Raw genomic sequence first — 14,132 nt, 5'->3', positions numbered from 1 at the left:
GCGGGCCGCGCGGGAGGCGTGCGCGCTCGGCGAGGGCTCAGAGCAGTGTGTAGGCGGACGCGTCCATCATCACGGTGCCGTCGGTGCACACCTGGAGCTCGGCGGGGGCGCGGACCGCGCCGTCCGGAGCATCGAGGACCTCGGCGACGAGGAACGCGGAGGTCCCGACCGCGCAGCCGTAGGCGCCGGGGGAGTGCCAGGCTACCCGGACGTCCGCCCGGGCGCCGGGGACGAGGATCACGGGAGCATCGGGGTTCGGGCCGGACGCGTCGGCGACCGCGCTGATCCGGTTCCCGTCGGCGTCGGTCGCGTAGACGCCGGGGATGCCCGCGAGAGCGCAGTCCGAGGAGGAGGTGCTGGTGAGCACGAGGTCGAAGGCGCTGTTCCCGGCACCCGACGCGTCGAGGTCGGGGCGGTACTCCATCGTCAGGTCGGAGCCTGTGCAGCGCGCCGCCGCCGGATCCGCGGCGGGAGAACCGGTCGACGAGGGCTCGGGGGTCGCCGTGACCGTCACGGTCGCGGCGGGAGTCGGCGTCGCAGCGGGAGTCGGCGAAGACGTCGGGGTCGCCGTCGCGGTCGGCGTCGGGAGCGGCGTCCGCGCGGACGGGGCTCCGCCGCTGCCCGCGCAGCCGGAGAGGACGAGGACGAGTGCTGCTGCTGCCGGCGCGGAGGCGCCGGTCCGGTGCGAGAACGTGCTCATGTCCGCAGTCTGCCACCGCCCGGACCGAACGGCCCCGCGGATCCGCGAGCATGCTCGGAGATCCCGGACAGGGAGGCGCAGGACGGGTGCGGCGGGCGTCCGGAGGTGCCCCCTCCTCGCGCCCGCCGCACCGGGGTCGGCGCTAGACGCGGACGACCATCTTCCCGGTGTTGCCGCCGCGCATCATCGAGAGGAACGCGTCCACGGCGTGGTCGATGCCGTCGACGACGGTCTCGTCGTAGGCGATCTCTCCGTCGGCGAACCAGCCGGCCATCAGCCGGTTGAACTCCGGCGCGTGGTCGAGGTAGCCGGACAGCGTGAATCCGCGCAGCGTGAGACCTCGGGTGATGATGTTCGCCATGTTGTCGGGGCCGGGCGTCTTCTCGGTGCTGTTGTAGCCGGCGATCGCTCCGCAGAGCGCCGCGCGGCCGCCGTCGCGGAAGGCGTCGAGGGCCGCCTCGAGGTGGTCGCCGCCGACGTTGTCGAAGTACACGTCGATCCCGTCGGGCGCGGCCTCGGCCAGCTGCTCGCGGACCGGGCCGGAGTGGTAGTCGAAGGCGGCGTCGTAGCCGTACTTCTCGGTCAGCAGGGCGACCTTCTCGGCCGAACCCGCGGATCCGACGACCCGCTCGGCTCCGAGGAGGCGCGCGATCTGGCCGGCGGCCGAGCCGACGGCTCCCGCGGCGCCCGAGACGAAGACGGTGTCGCCCTCCTTCATGCCCGCGATGGCGGTGAGCCCGACGTACGCGGTGAGTCCGGTCATCCCGAGGATGCCGAGGCGGAGCGAGAGCGGCACTCCGGGGATCTCGGGGACGACGCGGAACTGCGACGATTCGGCCTGCACGACGTCGCGCCAGCCGAGCTGGTGCAGGACCGCGCTGCCGACGGGGAACGCGGGGTCGTCGGAGACGGTCACCCGGCCGACGGCACCGCCGGTCATGGTCTCGCCGAGGGCGAAGGGCGGGGTGTAGCTCTTCACGTCGTTCATGCGGCCGCGCATGTAGGGGTCGACCGAGAGGAAGGCGTTCTCGACGCGGATCTCGCCCGCGGCCGGATCGCCGTACTCGACGGTCGCGGTCCGGAAGTCCTCGGCGACGGGCCAGCCGTCGGGGCGGCGGACGAGCTGGATCTGGGTGCTGGTGACGGTGCTCATAGGACCTTTCGTGGTGGTGGAGCGGAGGGGATCAGAGTGCGAGGCCGACGGCGAGAGCGATCACCGCGAGCAGACCCGGGGTCATCTGGGTCAGCGCGGCGCGGCGCTTGGTCGGAGCGGAGAGGAGCAGGACGAGTGCTGCGGCGACCATCGATCCGGCGCCGGCGAACACGAGGGCCGCGCCGACGGCGGTGGCGCCGATCGCGACGGCGACGATGCCCGCCACGGTGACGACGGCGAGGAAGAGGTTGTAGAAGCCCTGGTTGTAGGCCATCTCCTTCGTCGCCTCCGCCTCGCCGGCGGTCGTGCCGAACGTCGATCGGGCGCGCGAGGTCGTCCAGAGGACCGACTCGAGCACGAAGATGTAGACGTGCAGCGCCGCGGCGAGAGCGGCGAGCACCAGTCCGAGAACGATCACGGCGGGCCTCCAGGCGATGGTCGTGATGCGGAGGGCTCCGCACCGATTGTGTAACGACCAGTCCACAATATACTGGAGCCAGCGGTCCGCGCCAGTGCGGCGCCGCAGCTGTCACCCCTCAGGAGGAGCACCGTGGGTCGCACGCAGGGCTTCGACACCGAGCAGGTCGTCCGCGCCGCCCGCGCCGTCTTCTGGGAGAGCGGCTTCGAGGAGGCGTCGCTCCCGGACCTGGAGTCCGCGACCGGACTGCGCCGCTCCAGCCTCTACCACGCCTTCGGCAGCAAGCGCGGGCTCTTCGACGCTGCCGTGCAGAGCTACCTCGACGAGGTGGTGCGGCCCCGGCTCGCCCCGCTCGTCGATCCGCGAGGGGCGTCGCCGACGGCGCTCGAGGAGTACTTCACCGGGCTGCGGGCGGCGCTCGCCGACTCCCGCACGCTCTCCGCGAGGAGCGGCTGCCTGCTGCTCAACGCCGCGGGCGCGCCGATCGCGCGCGACGACGCCGTGCGCGAGGTGATCGCCGACTACCGGGCCGAGCTGCTGGGCGCACTGCGCGCCGGAGCGCTGGCCCGCTGGCCCCACGCGCAGGCGTGGGCGTCGGCTCAGGCGGACGTCCTCGTGTCGCTCCTGGTGGCCGCGCTCGTGCTGGCCCGCGTCGATCCGGCGCAGTCGCTCGCCACCGTGGACGCCGCGCTCGCGCTCGTCCGATCCTCCGCGCCCTGACGGCCGTCGCGACGAACGCCGGAGCACCGCTCTCGCGCCGGGCCCGCCCTCGCACCCGGCGCGCCGGGTCGGCCCGCACAGCACGACGCCCCCGTGCGCCTCGCGTCCCGGTGGGACGGATGCTCGCGGGGGCGTCGGACGGGCGGGGTCAGTCGGTGCCGGCGTCGAACGCCGCACCCTCCGAGGCCAGGTCGGTGGCGCGTCCGAGCGCATCGGCCGCTGCGGACCCGCCGCCCTCGGTGATCGCGTCGGCCTCGCCGATCTCGAGCTCGCCGACGAGCTCGGCGGTCGGACCGCCGACGAGGCCGGCGGCCGCGTACTGCTCGAGCCGCGAGCGGGAGTCGGCGATGTCGAGGTTGCGCATCGTGAGCTGCCCGATGCGGTCCTCGGGGCCGAAGGCGGCGTCGCCGACCCGCTCCATCGAGAGCTTGTCGGGGTGGTAGCTCAGCGCGGGGCCGGTCGTGTCGAGGATCGTGTAGTCGTCGCCGCGGCGCAGTCGCAGGGTGACCTCCCCGGAGACGGCCGAGCCGACCCAGCGCTGGATGGACTCGCGCAGCATCAGCGACTGCGGGTCGAGCCAGCGGCCCTCGTACATCAGGCGGCCGAGACGGCGGCCCTCCGAGTGGTACTGGGCGACGGTGTCCTCGTTGTGGATCGCGTTCAGCAGGCGCTCGTAGGCGATGTGCAGCAGCGCCATGCCGGGGGCCTCGTAGATGCCGCGGCTCTTGGCCTCGATGATCCGGTTCTCGATCTGGTCCGAGACGCCGAGCCCGTGGCGTCCGCCGATCGCGTTCGCCTCGAGCACGAGCGCGACGGCGTCCGAGAACTCGACGCCGTTCAGCGCGACGGGACGGCCGGCCTCGAAGCGCACCGAGACGACCTCGGAGGCGATCTCGACCTCGTCGCGCCACGACGCGACCCCCATGATCGGCTCGACGAGCTCGAGGCCGCTGGAGAGCTCCTCGAGGCGCTTGGCCTCGTGGGTGGCGCCCCAGATGTTGGCGTCGGTCGAGTAGGCCTTCTCGGTGGCGTCGCGGTAGGGGAAGCCGCGGGCGACCAGCCACTCCGACATCTCGGTGCGGCCGCCGAGCTCGTTGACGAACTGCACGTCGAGCCAGGGCTTGTAGATGCGCAGGCGGGGGTTGGCGAGCAGGCCGTAGCGGTAGAACCGCTCGATGTCGTTGCCCTTGTAGGTCGAGCCGTCGCCCCAGATGTCGACGCCGTCCTCGCGCATGGCGCGGACGAGGAGGGTGCCGGTCACGGCGCGGCCGAGGGGGGTGGTGTTGAAGTAGGTCTTGCCGCCGGAGCGGATGTGGAAGGCGCCGCACTGCAGGGCGACGAGCCCCTCCTCGACCAGCGCGCTCTTCGCGTCGACGAGGCGCGAGATCTCGGCGCCGTACTGGGCCGCGCGGGACGGGACGCTCTCGATGTCGGGCTCGTCGTACTGGCCGATGTCGGCCGTGTACGTGCAGGGCACCGCGCCCTTCTCGCGCATCCAGGCGACGGCGACGGATGTGTCGAGGCCTCCCGAGAATGCGATTCCGACACGCTCGCCCACGGGCAGACTGCTCAACACTTTCGACATGCCTCCGATTTTAGGAGGAACGGGGACCTTCTCCGTGCCGCGGGAGGTCCGAGCCGCCTCCCGGGGCGCCCGCGCGGGGTGCGCTCCGGCCGTGGGAGCACGTCCTCCGTCGATCCGCGTCGATCGCCGACAACCCCGACCGGGGCGCGCGAGCCGGCCGGAGGCTCCGTGGTCCGGAGGCGGCGCCCGCGCAGCCGGCGCGGATCGCCCGCTCCGGCTGAGTAGTTCCGCGCGGCCCCGATGGACGGCCGTGGCGAGCGCGTGCCAGGCTCCGCTCGACCCCGGCTTCCGCCGCCGCCTCCGAAAGGGCTCTCCGTGCCACGACCTCCTCATCGCCTCGCGGCGATGGCCCTCGCCTGCCTGCTCGCCGCGGGCGGTTCCGCCGCTCTGGCGCCGTCCGCCCTCGCGACGCAGACCGTCGCCGAGACTCCGACCGCCTTCGTCCCGGGGGAGACTCCGCCCGCAGAGGCGCGCGGATCGCAGACCTACACGTACGCCCTCCTCGGCGGCGACTCGCTCGACGCGGGGGAGCGCATCTTCTCGAACGGAGACTCCGCGAGCTTCGAGATGCAGGCGGACGGCAACGCCGTGATCTACGACGCCGGGCGCCGCCCCGTTTGGAGCACCAGGACCCAGGGCTCCGGAGCGACCACGGTGCGGATGCAGGAGGACGGCAACCTCGTCGTCGTGACCGGCTCCGGCACGCCCGTCTGGGCGTCCGGGACCGCGGGAGAGACCGGCGCGCTCGCCCTCATCCAGGACGACGGGCAGCTCGTGCTCGTCCGCCCGAACGGGGACGCGGCCTGGTCCTCGGCCGACGAGCAGGAGCCCGAGCCGGAGCCGATCGCCGACGTCCTCGACAGCGGGCGCGAGCTCTCTCCGGGACAGCAGCTGACCGCCTCCGACGGCCGCTCGCGCGCCGCGATGCAGAGCGACGGCAATCTTGTCGTCTACGTGGACGGATCGCCGCGCTGGAGCTCCGCCACCTCCGGAGCGGGCAACCGCCTCGCGATGCAGACCGACGGGAACGCGGTGGTCTCGGCCCCCGGGTCCGGCGTGCGCTGGCAGGCGGGAACGCCCGGGAACCCGGGCGCGCGGATGCGGATGCAGAACGACGGCAACCTGGTGATCACCGCCGCCTCCGGACGGCCGCTCTGGGCGAGCTCGACCTCGCGCGCGCCTGAGATCCGCGACGTCCTCTCCTCCGGCTCGCGGCTCAGCCGGGGACAGCAGCTCACCTCGCCGGACGGCCGGTCGCGCGCCTCCCTGCAGGGCGACGGCAATCTCGCGGTCTACTCGCGGGGGGACGTCCGCTGGGGCGCCGGCACCCAGGGCGAGGGCGAGACGCTCTCGATGCAGTCCGACGGCAATGCCGTGGTCACCTCCGCCTCGGGCCGACCCCTGTGGGCCTCGGGTACGGCGGGCAACCCGGGATCCCGCCTGCAGATGCAGAACGACGGCAACCTGGTCGTCTACTCCGCCTCGGGCCGCGCGCTGTGGGCGAGCGACACTCCTCCGGCGCCGCCCGCGCCCGCCGTCCGGGACACCCTCTCCTCCGGGAGCCGGCTCGCGTCCGGACAGATGCTGCGCTCCTCCGACGGAGGGAGCGAGGCGGTCATGCAGGGCGACGGCAACCTCGTCGTCTACTCGCGCGGCTCGGCCCGCTGGGCGGCCGGCACGTCAGGAGGCGGCAACCGGCTCGAGATGCAGTCCGACGGCAACGCCGTGGTCTACGCGGGCTCCGGCGGAGCGCGCTGGCAGTCCGGCACGGCGGGCAGCCCGGGCTCCCGGATGGTCATGCAGAACGACGGCAACCTGGTGATCTACTCGCCGCAGGGCCGCGCACTCTGGGCGAGCACGCAGGCCGCGGCACCTGCACCGGCGCCAGGACCGGGACGACCTGCTTATCCCGGCGACGCCGTGAACTGCGACGACTTCCCGGACCAAGCTTCAGCTCAGCGGTACTTCGACCTGTACTACCCGTACTACGGCGATGTCGCCGGGCTCGACAGGGACGACGACGGGCTCGCCTGCGAGTCCAACTGAAGGCAGCGAAGGTCCGCCCTGACGGAGGGGCGGGCCTTCGGCCGTGCTCCGACGACGAGAGCCTCACCCTCCTCTCTCAGGCCCGAGCGGTCCCCTGCCGGCCTCCGGGCCACGCTCGCGGGTATCGAGTGGCGAAGACGACCCGCCTGCGCGAGAGGCTCTGCGGCGGACGACCATCGACAAGGCGCCTTGCGCACTGATGCTCCGCTGCCGCGCGAGCTCCCGCGCCGCCGGGCGACCCGGCATGCTGGGGCAGGACTCCGCCGACGACGCGGATCGGAAGGACGCCATGACCCCGACGACCCCCTCCAGCCGCGAGAGCCTGCTGGTCACCCCTGACGAGCTCGCCGAGCTCATGGCCTCCACCGAGCCGCCGCTCGTCCTCGACGTGCGCTGGCGCCTCGACCGGCCCGACGGCCGCCCGGAGTACCTCGCGGGCCACCTGCCCGGCGCGGTGCACGTCGACCTCGATCACGAGCTGGCCGCCCACGGCGAGCCGGAGGAGGGGCGCCACCCGCTGCCTCCGATCGAGGTGCTGCAGGAGGCGGCGCGCGGCTGGGGGCTCCGCCGGGGCCGGTCCGTCGTCGTGTACGACGACGCGCAGAGCGTCCCGGCCGCGCGGGCCTGGTGGCTGCTGCGGGCGACGGGAGTGGAGGACGTCCGCCTGCTCGACGGGTCGCTCGCCGGCTGGATCCGCTCCGGGCGGGAGCTCGAGACGGGCGACGTCCCGCGCGAGCGGGGCGACGTCGAGCTGGCCTACGGTCGGCTCCCGGTGCTGGACATCGACGAGGCGGCGGCGCTGCCCTCGGCGGGCGTCCTGCTCGACGCCCGCGCGCCTGAGCGGTACCGCGGCGAGGTCGAGCCGATCGACCCGCGGGCGGGCCACATCCCCGGCGCTCGGAACGCTCCCGCGTCCGCGGCGCTCGACTCCGAGGGGCGGTTCCGGCCCGCCTCCGACCTGCGCGCCGGATTCGAGGCGCTCGGCGTGCGGGAGGACGCCCCCGTCGGCGTGTACTGCGGCAGCGGCGTCTCGGCCGCGGTCGACGTCGTCGCGCTCACGCTCGCGGGCTTCGCGCCGGCGCTCTACCCGGGCTCCTGGTCGCAGTGGTCGAGCACGCCGGGCCGGACGGTGGCGACCGGCCCGGAGGTCTGAACCGCCTGCTCCGGAGCGCCCGCGGAGCTCAGCTGAGGCGGGAGTGCTCGCCGAGGTGGTGCCAGGTGCGGTTGTGGTAGACGAGCGGCGCCGTGGTCTCGGAGTCCTCGGGCACGTGGGCCTCGAGGGCGTGCACGGCGACGATCGTGGATGATCCCGCCTCCATGCGGTTGATCACCGTGCCGCGGATCCAGGCGGCGGCGCCCGGGAAGAACGGCTCGCCCGTGGGCAGCCGCGACCAGAGCGACGTGTCGGCGAAGCGGTCGATGCCGCTGGTCGAGCCCAGACGCGCCAGGTCGAGCTGCTCCGCCCCGAGCAGGTGCACGACCAGCGTCTCGGACGCCTGGATGGCCGGAGAGCTGGACGAGGCGGACGAGAGCGAGAAGACGAACAGCGGCGGCTCGGCGCTCACCGAGAAGACGGAGGTCGCGGTCAGGGCGACCGGGCCGGTGCCCGGGTCGGCGGTGATCAGCGCGACTCCGGCGGCGTGGTTGCGGAACGCAAGCTTGAAGTCCTCCGGGGAGAGTCCGGCGAAGGCGCGGTGCTCCGGCTCGCGGTCCGGGGTGGTGGCGAGGTTCTCGCGGCTCATCGGAGACTCCTGATCGATCGAGGGTGCGGCACGGGGTGGTGGCCCGCCGTCGCGCCGCAGCACGGCTCCTCCAGACTGGCGCACAGGCCGGGGGAGGGCCGCCCCATTGCGGAGTATGACGCCGCCACCTCGGGGAACGCCGATCCGCCGCTCCCTGTTCCCGATCACGCCGGATCGGGTGCGCGTCGTCGGCGCCGGCGTCCGCGCACCCGTCGCTCGCCCTCAGCGCAACCCGTCGCTGCGGCCGCGGTCTGCGCGCAGACTCGAGGGCATGGCCCACCGTCAGCGCACGTCCACCGCGCATCCCGAGAGCAAGACCTGCGCCTCCTGCGGTCGCGAGATCGAGTGGCGCGCGAAGTGGGCGCGCGACTGGGAGGACGTCCGCTACTGCTCGGACGCCTGCCGCCGTCGCGGAGTCGGTCCGGAGGAGGCGCGCCTCGAGGAGGAGATCCGCACCGTCCTGCTCGCGCGAGCGGCGTCGTCGACGGCGTGCCCGTCCGAAGTCGCGCGCCGGGTCGGCGGCGAGGAGTGGCGGCCGCTGATGGAGCCCGTCCGCCGGGCCGCGCGCCGCCTGGTCGACCGGGGCGAGATCGACATCGTGCAGGGCGGACAGGTCGTCGACCCCTCGCGGGCGAAGGGCCCGATCCGGCTGCGGCGGCGCCCCGGAGGACCCCTGTCGCCGGGCGGCGCCGCGGGCTAGCCTCAGCAGATGCCCAGCAGCGACGCCGTCGTCCTCACCGTCCCCGGACCGCACGGCGACCGGGAGGTGCGGATCTCGAGCCCCGAGCGCGTGCTGTTCCCGGAGCCGGGCATCACCAAGCGCGAGGTCGCGGAGTACCTGATCGCCGTCGGCGAGCCGTTCGTCGCGGCGAACGGCGGCCGCCCCGTCTCGCTGCAGCGGTTCTCCTCCGGGATCGAGGGCGAGCAGTTCTTCTCGAAGAACCCGCCCAAGGGCGCGCCCGAGTACGTCCGGTCCGTCCCGGTGACGTACCCGAGCGGGCGGGTGCATCCGCAGCTCGTGATCGACGAGCCCGCGGCCGCCGTCTGGGCGGCGCAGATGAACACCGTCGTCTTCCACCCGTGGGCGTCCCGCGCCGATGCGCCCGACCTGCCCGACCAGCTCCGGATCGACCTCGACCCGCAGCCCGGCACCGACGTCGCCGACGCGGTCGTCGCCGCGCACGCGCTGCGGGAGGTCCTGCGGGAGGCCGGCCTCGACCCGTTCGTGAAGACGTCCGGCAACCGCGGCCTGCACGTCTTCGCGCCGATCGTCGCCGAGCACGAGTTCCTCGACGTCCGCCACGCGGTGATCGCCGCGGCGCGCGAGCTGGAGCGGCGGATGCCCGAGCAGGTCACGACGGCGTGGTGGAAGGAGGAGCGCGGCGAGCGGATCTTCGTCGACTTCAACCAGGCCAACCGCGACCGGACGATCGCCGGTGCCTACAGCCCGCGGCCGCTCGCGCACGCTCCCGTCTCCACTCCGCTGGACTGGGACGAGCTCGACGGCGTCGACCCGCGGGCCTTCACGATCCGCACGGTCCCGGCGCGCCTCGCCGAGCGCGGCGATCCGTGGGCCCGGATGCACGACGCCCCCGGCCGCCTCGACGCCCTGCTCGGCTGGTGGGAGCGCGATGTCGCCGCCGGCCTCGGCGAGCTGCCGTTCCCGCCCGACTTCCCCAAGATGCCGGGCGAGCCGCCCCGCGTGCAGCCCAGCCGCGCGAAGAAGGCCTAGCCGAGGACGTCGCCGAGGTCGTACGCGGTCGGCTGCTCCAGCTGCTCCATGGTGCAGGAGGCGGCGTCGCGGTCCGGGCGCCAGCGCTCGAACTGCACGGTGTGCCGGAAGCGGTCGCCCTCGCGCTGGTCGTAGCGGACCTCGAGCACGAGCTCGGGACGCAGACGCACGAAGGAGGTGTCGCGGCCGCTCGAGAACCGGCTCCGCTCGCCCTCGCCGCGCACCGGTGCTCCCTCCGCGTCGCGCTCGACCGCGGGCGCGAGCTCCTCCAGCAGCTGCACGCGACGCTCGTCGCTGAAGGCCGAGGCCCCGCCGACCTGGCGGACCTCTCCGTCGTCGCCGTGCAGGCCGAGCAGGATCGAGCCCACGCCCGGCTTGGAGGCGTGCTCGCGGTACCCGATCGCGATCACGTCGGCCGTGCGGCGGTGCTTGACCTTGAGCACGGCGCGCTTCCCGGGGGAGTAGGGCGCGGCCAGGGGCTTCGCCACGACGCCGTCCAGTCCTGCGCCCTCGAAGCGCTCCAGCCAGTCGCGCGCCAGGGCCTCGTCGTCGGTGGCGCGGCCGAGGTGCAGCGGATGCGGGACGCCGGCCATCACCGCGGCGAGCGCCTCCCGCCGCGCCGAGTACGGCTCCTCGAGCATGCTGCGCCCGTCCACGGCGAGCAGGTCGAAGGCGACGAGCATCGCCGGGGTGGTCTCCGCCAGCATCCTCACGCGGCTCGCGGCCGGATGGATGCGCTGCGAGAGCAGGTCCCAGTCGAGCCGCTGCACTCCCGGCTCGCCGGTCGCCAGGACGATCTCGCCGTCGAGCACGCAGCCGTCGGGGAGCAGCCGGAGGAAGGCCTCGACGAGCTCGGGGAAGTACCGGGTCAGCGGCTTGGAGCCGCGGCTCCCGATCTCGCACTCCCCGCCGGAGACCGAGACGATCGCGCGGAACCCGTCCCACTTCGGCTCGTAGGAGTATCCGCCCTCGACTGCGGTCTGCTCCGGCACCGCAGGAACGGCCTTGGCGAGCATCGGGGCGACGGGGAGCGCGAACGGGAGGTCCATGCCCTGATCATCCCGGCCGCGGTCTCGGACCGCACCCCCTTCCGGAAGGCTGTGGACCGGGACGTTCCAGGCCCGCCGCGGAGGTTCGAGGCGTAGCGTTCCCGGCATGAGCATTGACTGGAAGCGCTGGACGCCCGTCGCCGTCGTCCCCGCGGTCGTCGTCGCCGCGGCCGTCGCCCTCCCCCTCTCGGCGAGCGCCGCGGGGGACCTCCCCGAGAAGTCCGCCGCCGACCTCCTCGCCTTCGTCGCCGAGAGCGACGCCACGGCGTTCTCCGGCGAGATCCAGCAGACCTCGGACCTCGGCCTGCCCGACCTCTCGGCGCTCGGCGGCTCCGCCGGCTCGGCGTCCGCCGACCCCGCCGACTCCCTCGTCGAGCTCGCCACCGGCTCGCACCAGGCGCGCGTGTACGTCGACGCCGAAAAGGGCGTGCGCCTCCAGGTGCTCGACCGGCTCGCCGAGCGCGACGTCGTCGCCTCGACGACCGACGGAGTCTGGATCTACGACTCGAGCGCGAACACCGCCACCCACCTCGTGCCTCCCGCGGGCGGAGCCCCCGCGGCCTCGCCGGGCGATCAGGTCGTCACGCCGTCGTCCGCCGCCGAGCAGCTGCTCGCCGCGATCGACCCGACGACCACGGTCGCGGTCGGTTCGGACGTCAGCGTCGCCGGGCGCGACGCGTACGAGCTCGTGCTCACGCCCCGCGACGGCGGCACCCTCGTGGGCTCCGTGACCGTCTCGGTCGACGGCGAGACGGGTCTCCCGCTCGGAGTGGCCGTGACCGCCCGCGGGGGCACCGCGCCCGCGTTCAGCGTCGCGTACACGAGCATCGACTTCTCGACGCCCGATGCGTCCCTCTTCTCCTTCACGCCCCCGGCCGGCGCCGAGGTGACGGAGCAGGCCGCTCCGGTCGACGACGAGGCGGACGCCTCCGACGCGCCCGCCGCGGGCACGGCCGAGCACTCCGACGTCGTCACCACGGGGTCCGGCTGGACGAGCGTCGTCGAGCTGCCCGCCGATGACGCCGACGCGCTCTCCTCGCTCGACGCGGTCACCACGCCGGTCGACGGCGGCCGCGTCCTCTCCTCCGCCCTGCTGACCGTTCTCGTCACCGACGACGGACGCGTCCTCGCCGGCGCGGTCCCGGCCGAGACGCTCCGCGACGCGGCCTCCGCTCGGTGACGGCGGGCGAGCTCGCCGTCGAGACGCGGGGCCTCTCCAAGCGCTTCGGGCGCCAGGAGGCGGTCTCCGGTCTCGACCTCGCCGTTCCCCGCGGCGCCGTCTTCGGCTTCCTCGGCCCGAACGGCTCGGGCAAGACCACGACGATCCGGATGCTGCTCGCCCTCGCCGCGCCGACCGCGGGCAGCATCACCGTCCTCGGGCAGGCCATGCCCCGGCGCGCGGCCGAGGTCCTGCCCCGGGTGGGGGCGCTGGTCGAGGGGCCGGGCTTCTACCCGTTCCTCTCCGGAGCGGCCAACCTCCGGCGCTTCGACGCCGCGGAGGCGGGCACCTCGTCCCGCACCCGCGACACCCGCGCGAAGGAGGCCCTCGCCCGCGTCGGCCTCTCGGCCGCGGCGCGCAAGAAGGTCGGCTCCTACTCCCTGGGCATGAAGCAGCGGCTCGGCATCGCGGTCGCCCTGCTCTCGCCGCGCGACCTGATCGTGCTGGACGAGCCCACGAACGGCCTCGACCCGCAGGGCACCCGAGAGGTCCGCGCTCTCGTGCGCGGACTGAACCAGGACGGCACGACCGTCCTCGTCTCCAGCCACCTCCTGGCCGAGATCGAGCAGCTCTGCACCCACGCCGCCATCATGCGCACCGGGCGCCTCGTCGCCCAGGGCGGGCTCGACGAGCTGCGCGGGGACGCCGCCTCGGTCGAGCTGCTGACGCCCGACCGCGAGCGCGCGATCGTGGCTCTGCACACCCGGGGTCTGGAGCCGCGCACCGCGCCGGGCCCGCACCCCGCCGATCCGCCGCTGGTCGTCGCCGCACTGCCGCCCGGGCTCGAGGCCGAGACGCTGGTCGCCGACCTCGTGCGGGCCGACGTCCGCGTCCGCGGGTTCGCCGTCCGCCGCCCCTCGCTCGAGGAGCGCTTCGTCGAGCTGACCGGGGAGGGTTTCGATGTCGAGCGCTGACGCGACCGTCCGCCGCGCGGGGATCGGGTCCCTGCTCGCCTCCGAGCTCGCCCTGCTCTTCCGCCGGCGCCGCACCTGGGCGCTGCTCGCGGCCCTGGCCGCCATCCCGATCCTGCTCGCCGTCGCGGTGCGGCTCTCGGGCGGCGACGGAGGCGGGCCGTCCTTCGTGGGAGCGATCGCCGGCAACGGCCTCTTCACCGGCTTCGCGGCCATCACGGTCGCCGTCCCGCTGTTCCTCCCGCTCACGGTCGGGGTCGTCGCCGGCGACGCGATCGCGGGCGAGGCCTCGCTCGGGACGCTGCGCTACCTGCTGGTCAGCCCCGTCGGCCGCGTGCGGCTGCTCGCGGTGAAGTTCGCCGCCTCCCTCGCCTTCTGCCTCGCCGCAGCACTCACCGTCATGGTGGTCGGGATCCTGATCGGCCTGGCGCTCTTCCCGGCGGGACCGGTGACGCTGCTCTCCGGCAGCACCGTCCCGCTCGCCGACGCGATCGGCCGGGCCCTGGCGATCGCCGTGTACGCGGCGCTCTCGCTGGTCGGGCTCTCGGCGATCGGCCTCTTCATCTCGACGCTGACCGATGTGCCGGTCGGCGCCATGGCGGCCACCGTGGTCGTCTCCATCGCGGCGCAGATCGTCGGCTCGCTCTCGCAGCTGGACGCCCTCCACCCGTTCCTGCTGACCGATCGGTGGTTCGACTTCGCCGACCTCCTGCGCGACCCGATCGCGTGGAGCTCCTTCGGCGAGAACGCGCTGCTCCAGCTCGCCTACGTCGCCGTGTTCGGGTCGCTCGCGATCGGCCGCTTCACCACTCGCGACGTCCTCTCCTGATCCGGGGGACGACGGAGGCCGCCCTCCC

14 protein-coding genes are annotated in these 14,132 nt (G+C 74.1%); 8 read left to right on the top strand and 6 right to left on the bottom strand.

From position 1 onward, the window contains the following. Positions 1-37: 37 nt before the first annotated feature. The 3 genes from C5C63_RS03080 to C5C63_RS03070 all read right to left on the bottom strand — a co-directional run bounded on the left by C5C63_RS03080 (position 38) and on the right by C5C63_RS03070 (position 2,271). Positions 38-700 carry a DUF4232 domain-containing protein gene (locus tag C5C63_RS03080; protein ID WP_104325470.1) on the bottom strand — a complete coding sequence of 221 codons (663 nt, stop codon included), beginning with the start codon at positions 698-700 and terminating at the stop codon, positions 38-40. Positions 701-842: 142 nt separating this feature from the next. Beyond that, positions 843-1,853 (bottom strand): NADP-dependent oxidoreductase, encoded by a 1,011-nt coding sequence (locus C5C63_RS03075; RefSeq protein WP_104222542.1) that lies wholly within the window; start codon positions 1,851-1,853, stop codon positions 843-845. Between the two features lie 31 nt (positions 1,854-1,884). Then, positions 1,885-2,271, bottom strand: coding sequence for a DUF1304 domain-containing protein (locus C5C63_RS03070; protein ID WP_104325469.1), 387 nt, complete (start codon positions 2,269-2,271; stop codon positions 1,885-1,887). A 132-nt stretch (positions 2,272-2,403) separates the two neighbouring features. Here C5C63_RS03070 and C5C63_RS03065 point away from each other — a divergent pair, with 132 nt between their 5' ends. Next, positions 2,404-2,991 carry a TetR/AcrR family transcriptional regulator gene (locus C5C63_RS03065; protein ID WP_104267416.1) on the top strand — a complete coding sequence of 196 codons (588 nt, stop codon included), beginning with the start codon at positions 2,404-2,406 and terminating at the stop codon, positions 2,989-2,991. A gap of 148 nt (positions 2,992-3,139) precedes the next feature. Here C5C63_RS03065 and argG read toward each other — a convergent pair whose 3' ends face one another. Continuing rightward, positions 3,140-4,576, bottom strand: a complete 1,437-nt coding sequence (gene argG / locus C5C63_RS03060; RefSeq protein WP_104222545.1) for an argininosuccinate synthase — start codon at positions 4,574-4,576, stop codon at positions 3,140-3,142. 345 nt (positions 4,577-4,921) lie between these two features. Between argG and C5C63_RS03055 the strand changes: the two genes are divergently transcribed. Continuing rightward, positions 4,922-6,622: an excalibur calcium-binding domain-containing protein gene (locus tag C5C63_RS03055; protein ID WP_181110542.1), complete on the top strand. Its 1,701-nt coding sequence runs from the start codon at positions 4,922-4,924 to the stop codon at positions 6,620-6,622. Positions 6,623-6,911: 289 nt separating this feature from the next. Beyond that, positions 6,912-7,775, top strand: coding sequence for a sulfurtransferase (locus tag C5C63_RS03050; RefSeq protein WP_104325481.1), 864 nt, complete (start codon positions 6,912-6,914; stop codon positions 7,773-7,775). 28 nt (positions 7,776-7,803) lie between these two features. Here C5C63_RS03050 and C5C63_RS03045 read toward each other — a convergent pair whose 3' ends face one another. Then, on the bottom strand, positions 7,804-8,364 hold the full coding sequence (locus C5C63_RS03045) for a flavin reductase family protein (RefSeq protein WP_104222547.1): 561 nt from the start codon (positions 8,362-8,364) through the stop codon (positions 7,804-7,806). Positions 8,365-8,635: 271 nt separating this feature from the next. On the opposite strand from C5C63_RS03045, the gene C5C63_RS03040 reads away from it, so the two are divergent. Both C5C63_RS03040 and ligD read left to right on the top strand, forming a co-directional pair. Further along, a complete protein-coding gene (locus C5C63_RS03040; protein WP_104233370.1) occupies positions 8,636-9,064 on the top strand; it encodes a DUF2256 and DUF3253 domain-containing protein in 429 nt (142 codons plus the stop codon). Between the two features lie 9 nt (positions 9,065-9,073). After that, positions 9,074-10,096 carry a non-homologous end-joining DNA ligase gene (ligD, locus tag C5C63_RS03035; protein ID WP_181028781.1) on the top strand — a complete coding sequence of 341 codons (1,023 nt, stop codon included), beginning with the start codon at positions 9,074-9,076 and terminating at the stop codon, positions 10,094-10,096. On the opposite strand, the gene C5C63_RS03030 is transcribed toward ligD, so the two are convergent. Continuing rightward, positions 10,093-11,145 carry an ATP-dependent DNA ligase gene (locus tag C5C63_RS03030; RefSeq protein ID WP_104325467.1) on the bottom strand — a complete coding sequence of 351 codons (1,053 nt, stop codon included), beginning with the start codon at positions 11,143-11,145 and terminating at the stop codon, positions 10,093-10,095. The genes ligD and C5C63_RS03030 overlap by 4 nt on opposite strands. 106 nt (positions 11,146-11,251) lie before the next feature. Between C5C63_RS03030 and C5C63_RS03025 the strand changes: the two genes are divergently transcribed. The 3 genes from C5C63_RS03025 to C5C63_RS03015 are packed head-to-tail and all read left to right on the top strand — an operon-like array spanning position 11,252 to position 14,104. Beyond that, positions 11,252-12,325 (top strand): DUF2092 domain-containing protein, encoded by a 1,074-nt coding sequence (locus tag C5C63_RS03025; protein WP_104325466.1) that lies wholly within the window; start codon positions 11,252-11,254, stop codon positions 12,323-12,325. Continuing rightward, a complete protein-coding gene (locus C5C63_RS03020) occupies positions 12,322-13,278 on the top strand; it encodes an ABC transporter ATP-binding protein (protein WP_104325465.1) in 957 nt (318 codons plus the stop codon). The genes C5C63_RS03025 and C5C63_RS03020 overlap by 4 nt, the downstream gene beginning before the upstream one ends. After that, positions 13,265-14,104 (top strand): ABC transporter permease, encoded by an 840-nt coding sequence (locus C5C63_RS03015; protein ID WP_104325464.1) that lies wholly within the window; start codon positions 13,265-13,267, stop codon positions 14,102-14,104. The genes C5C63_RS03020 and C5C63_RS03015 overlap by 14 nt, the downstream gene beginning before the upstream one ends. Positions 14,105-14,132 lie beyond the last annotated feature (28 nt).

It is taken from the genome of Rathayibacter sp. AY1B8 (assembly GCF_002932775.1).
In the GTDB taxonomy this organism is placed as follows: Bacteria; Actinomycetota; Actinomycetes; order Actinomycetales; family Microbacteriaceae; genus Rathayibacter.
Note: the sequence above shows the minus strand (reverse complement) of the source record. Positions and strands in the feature narration are given on the sequence as shown.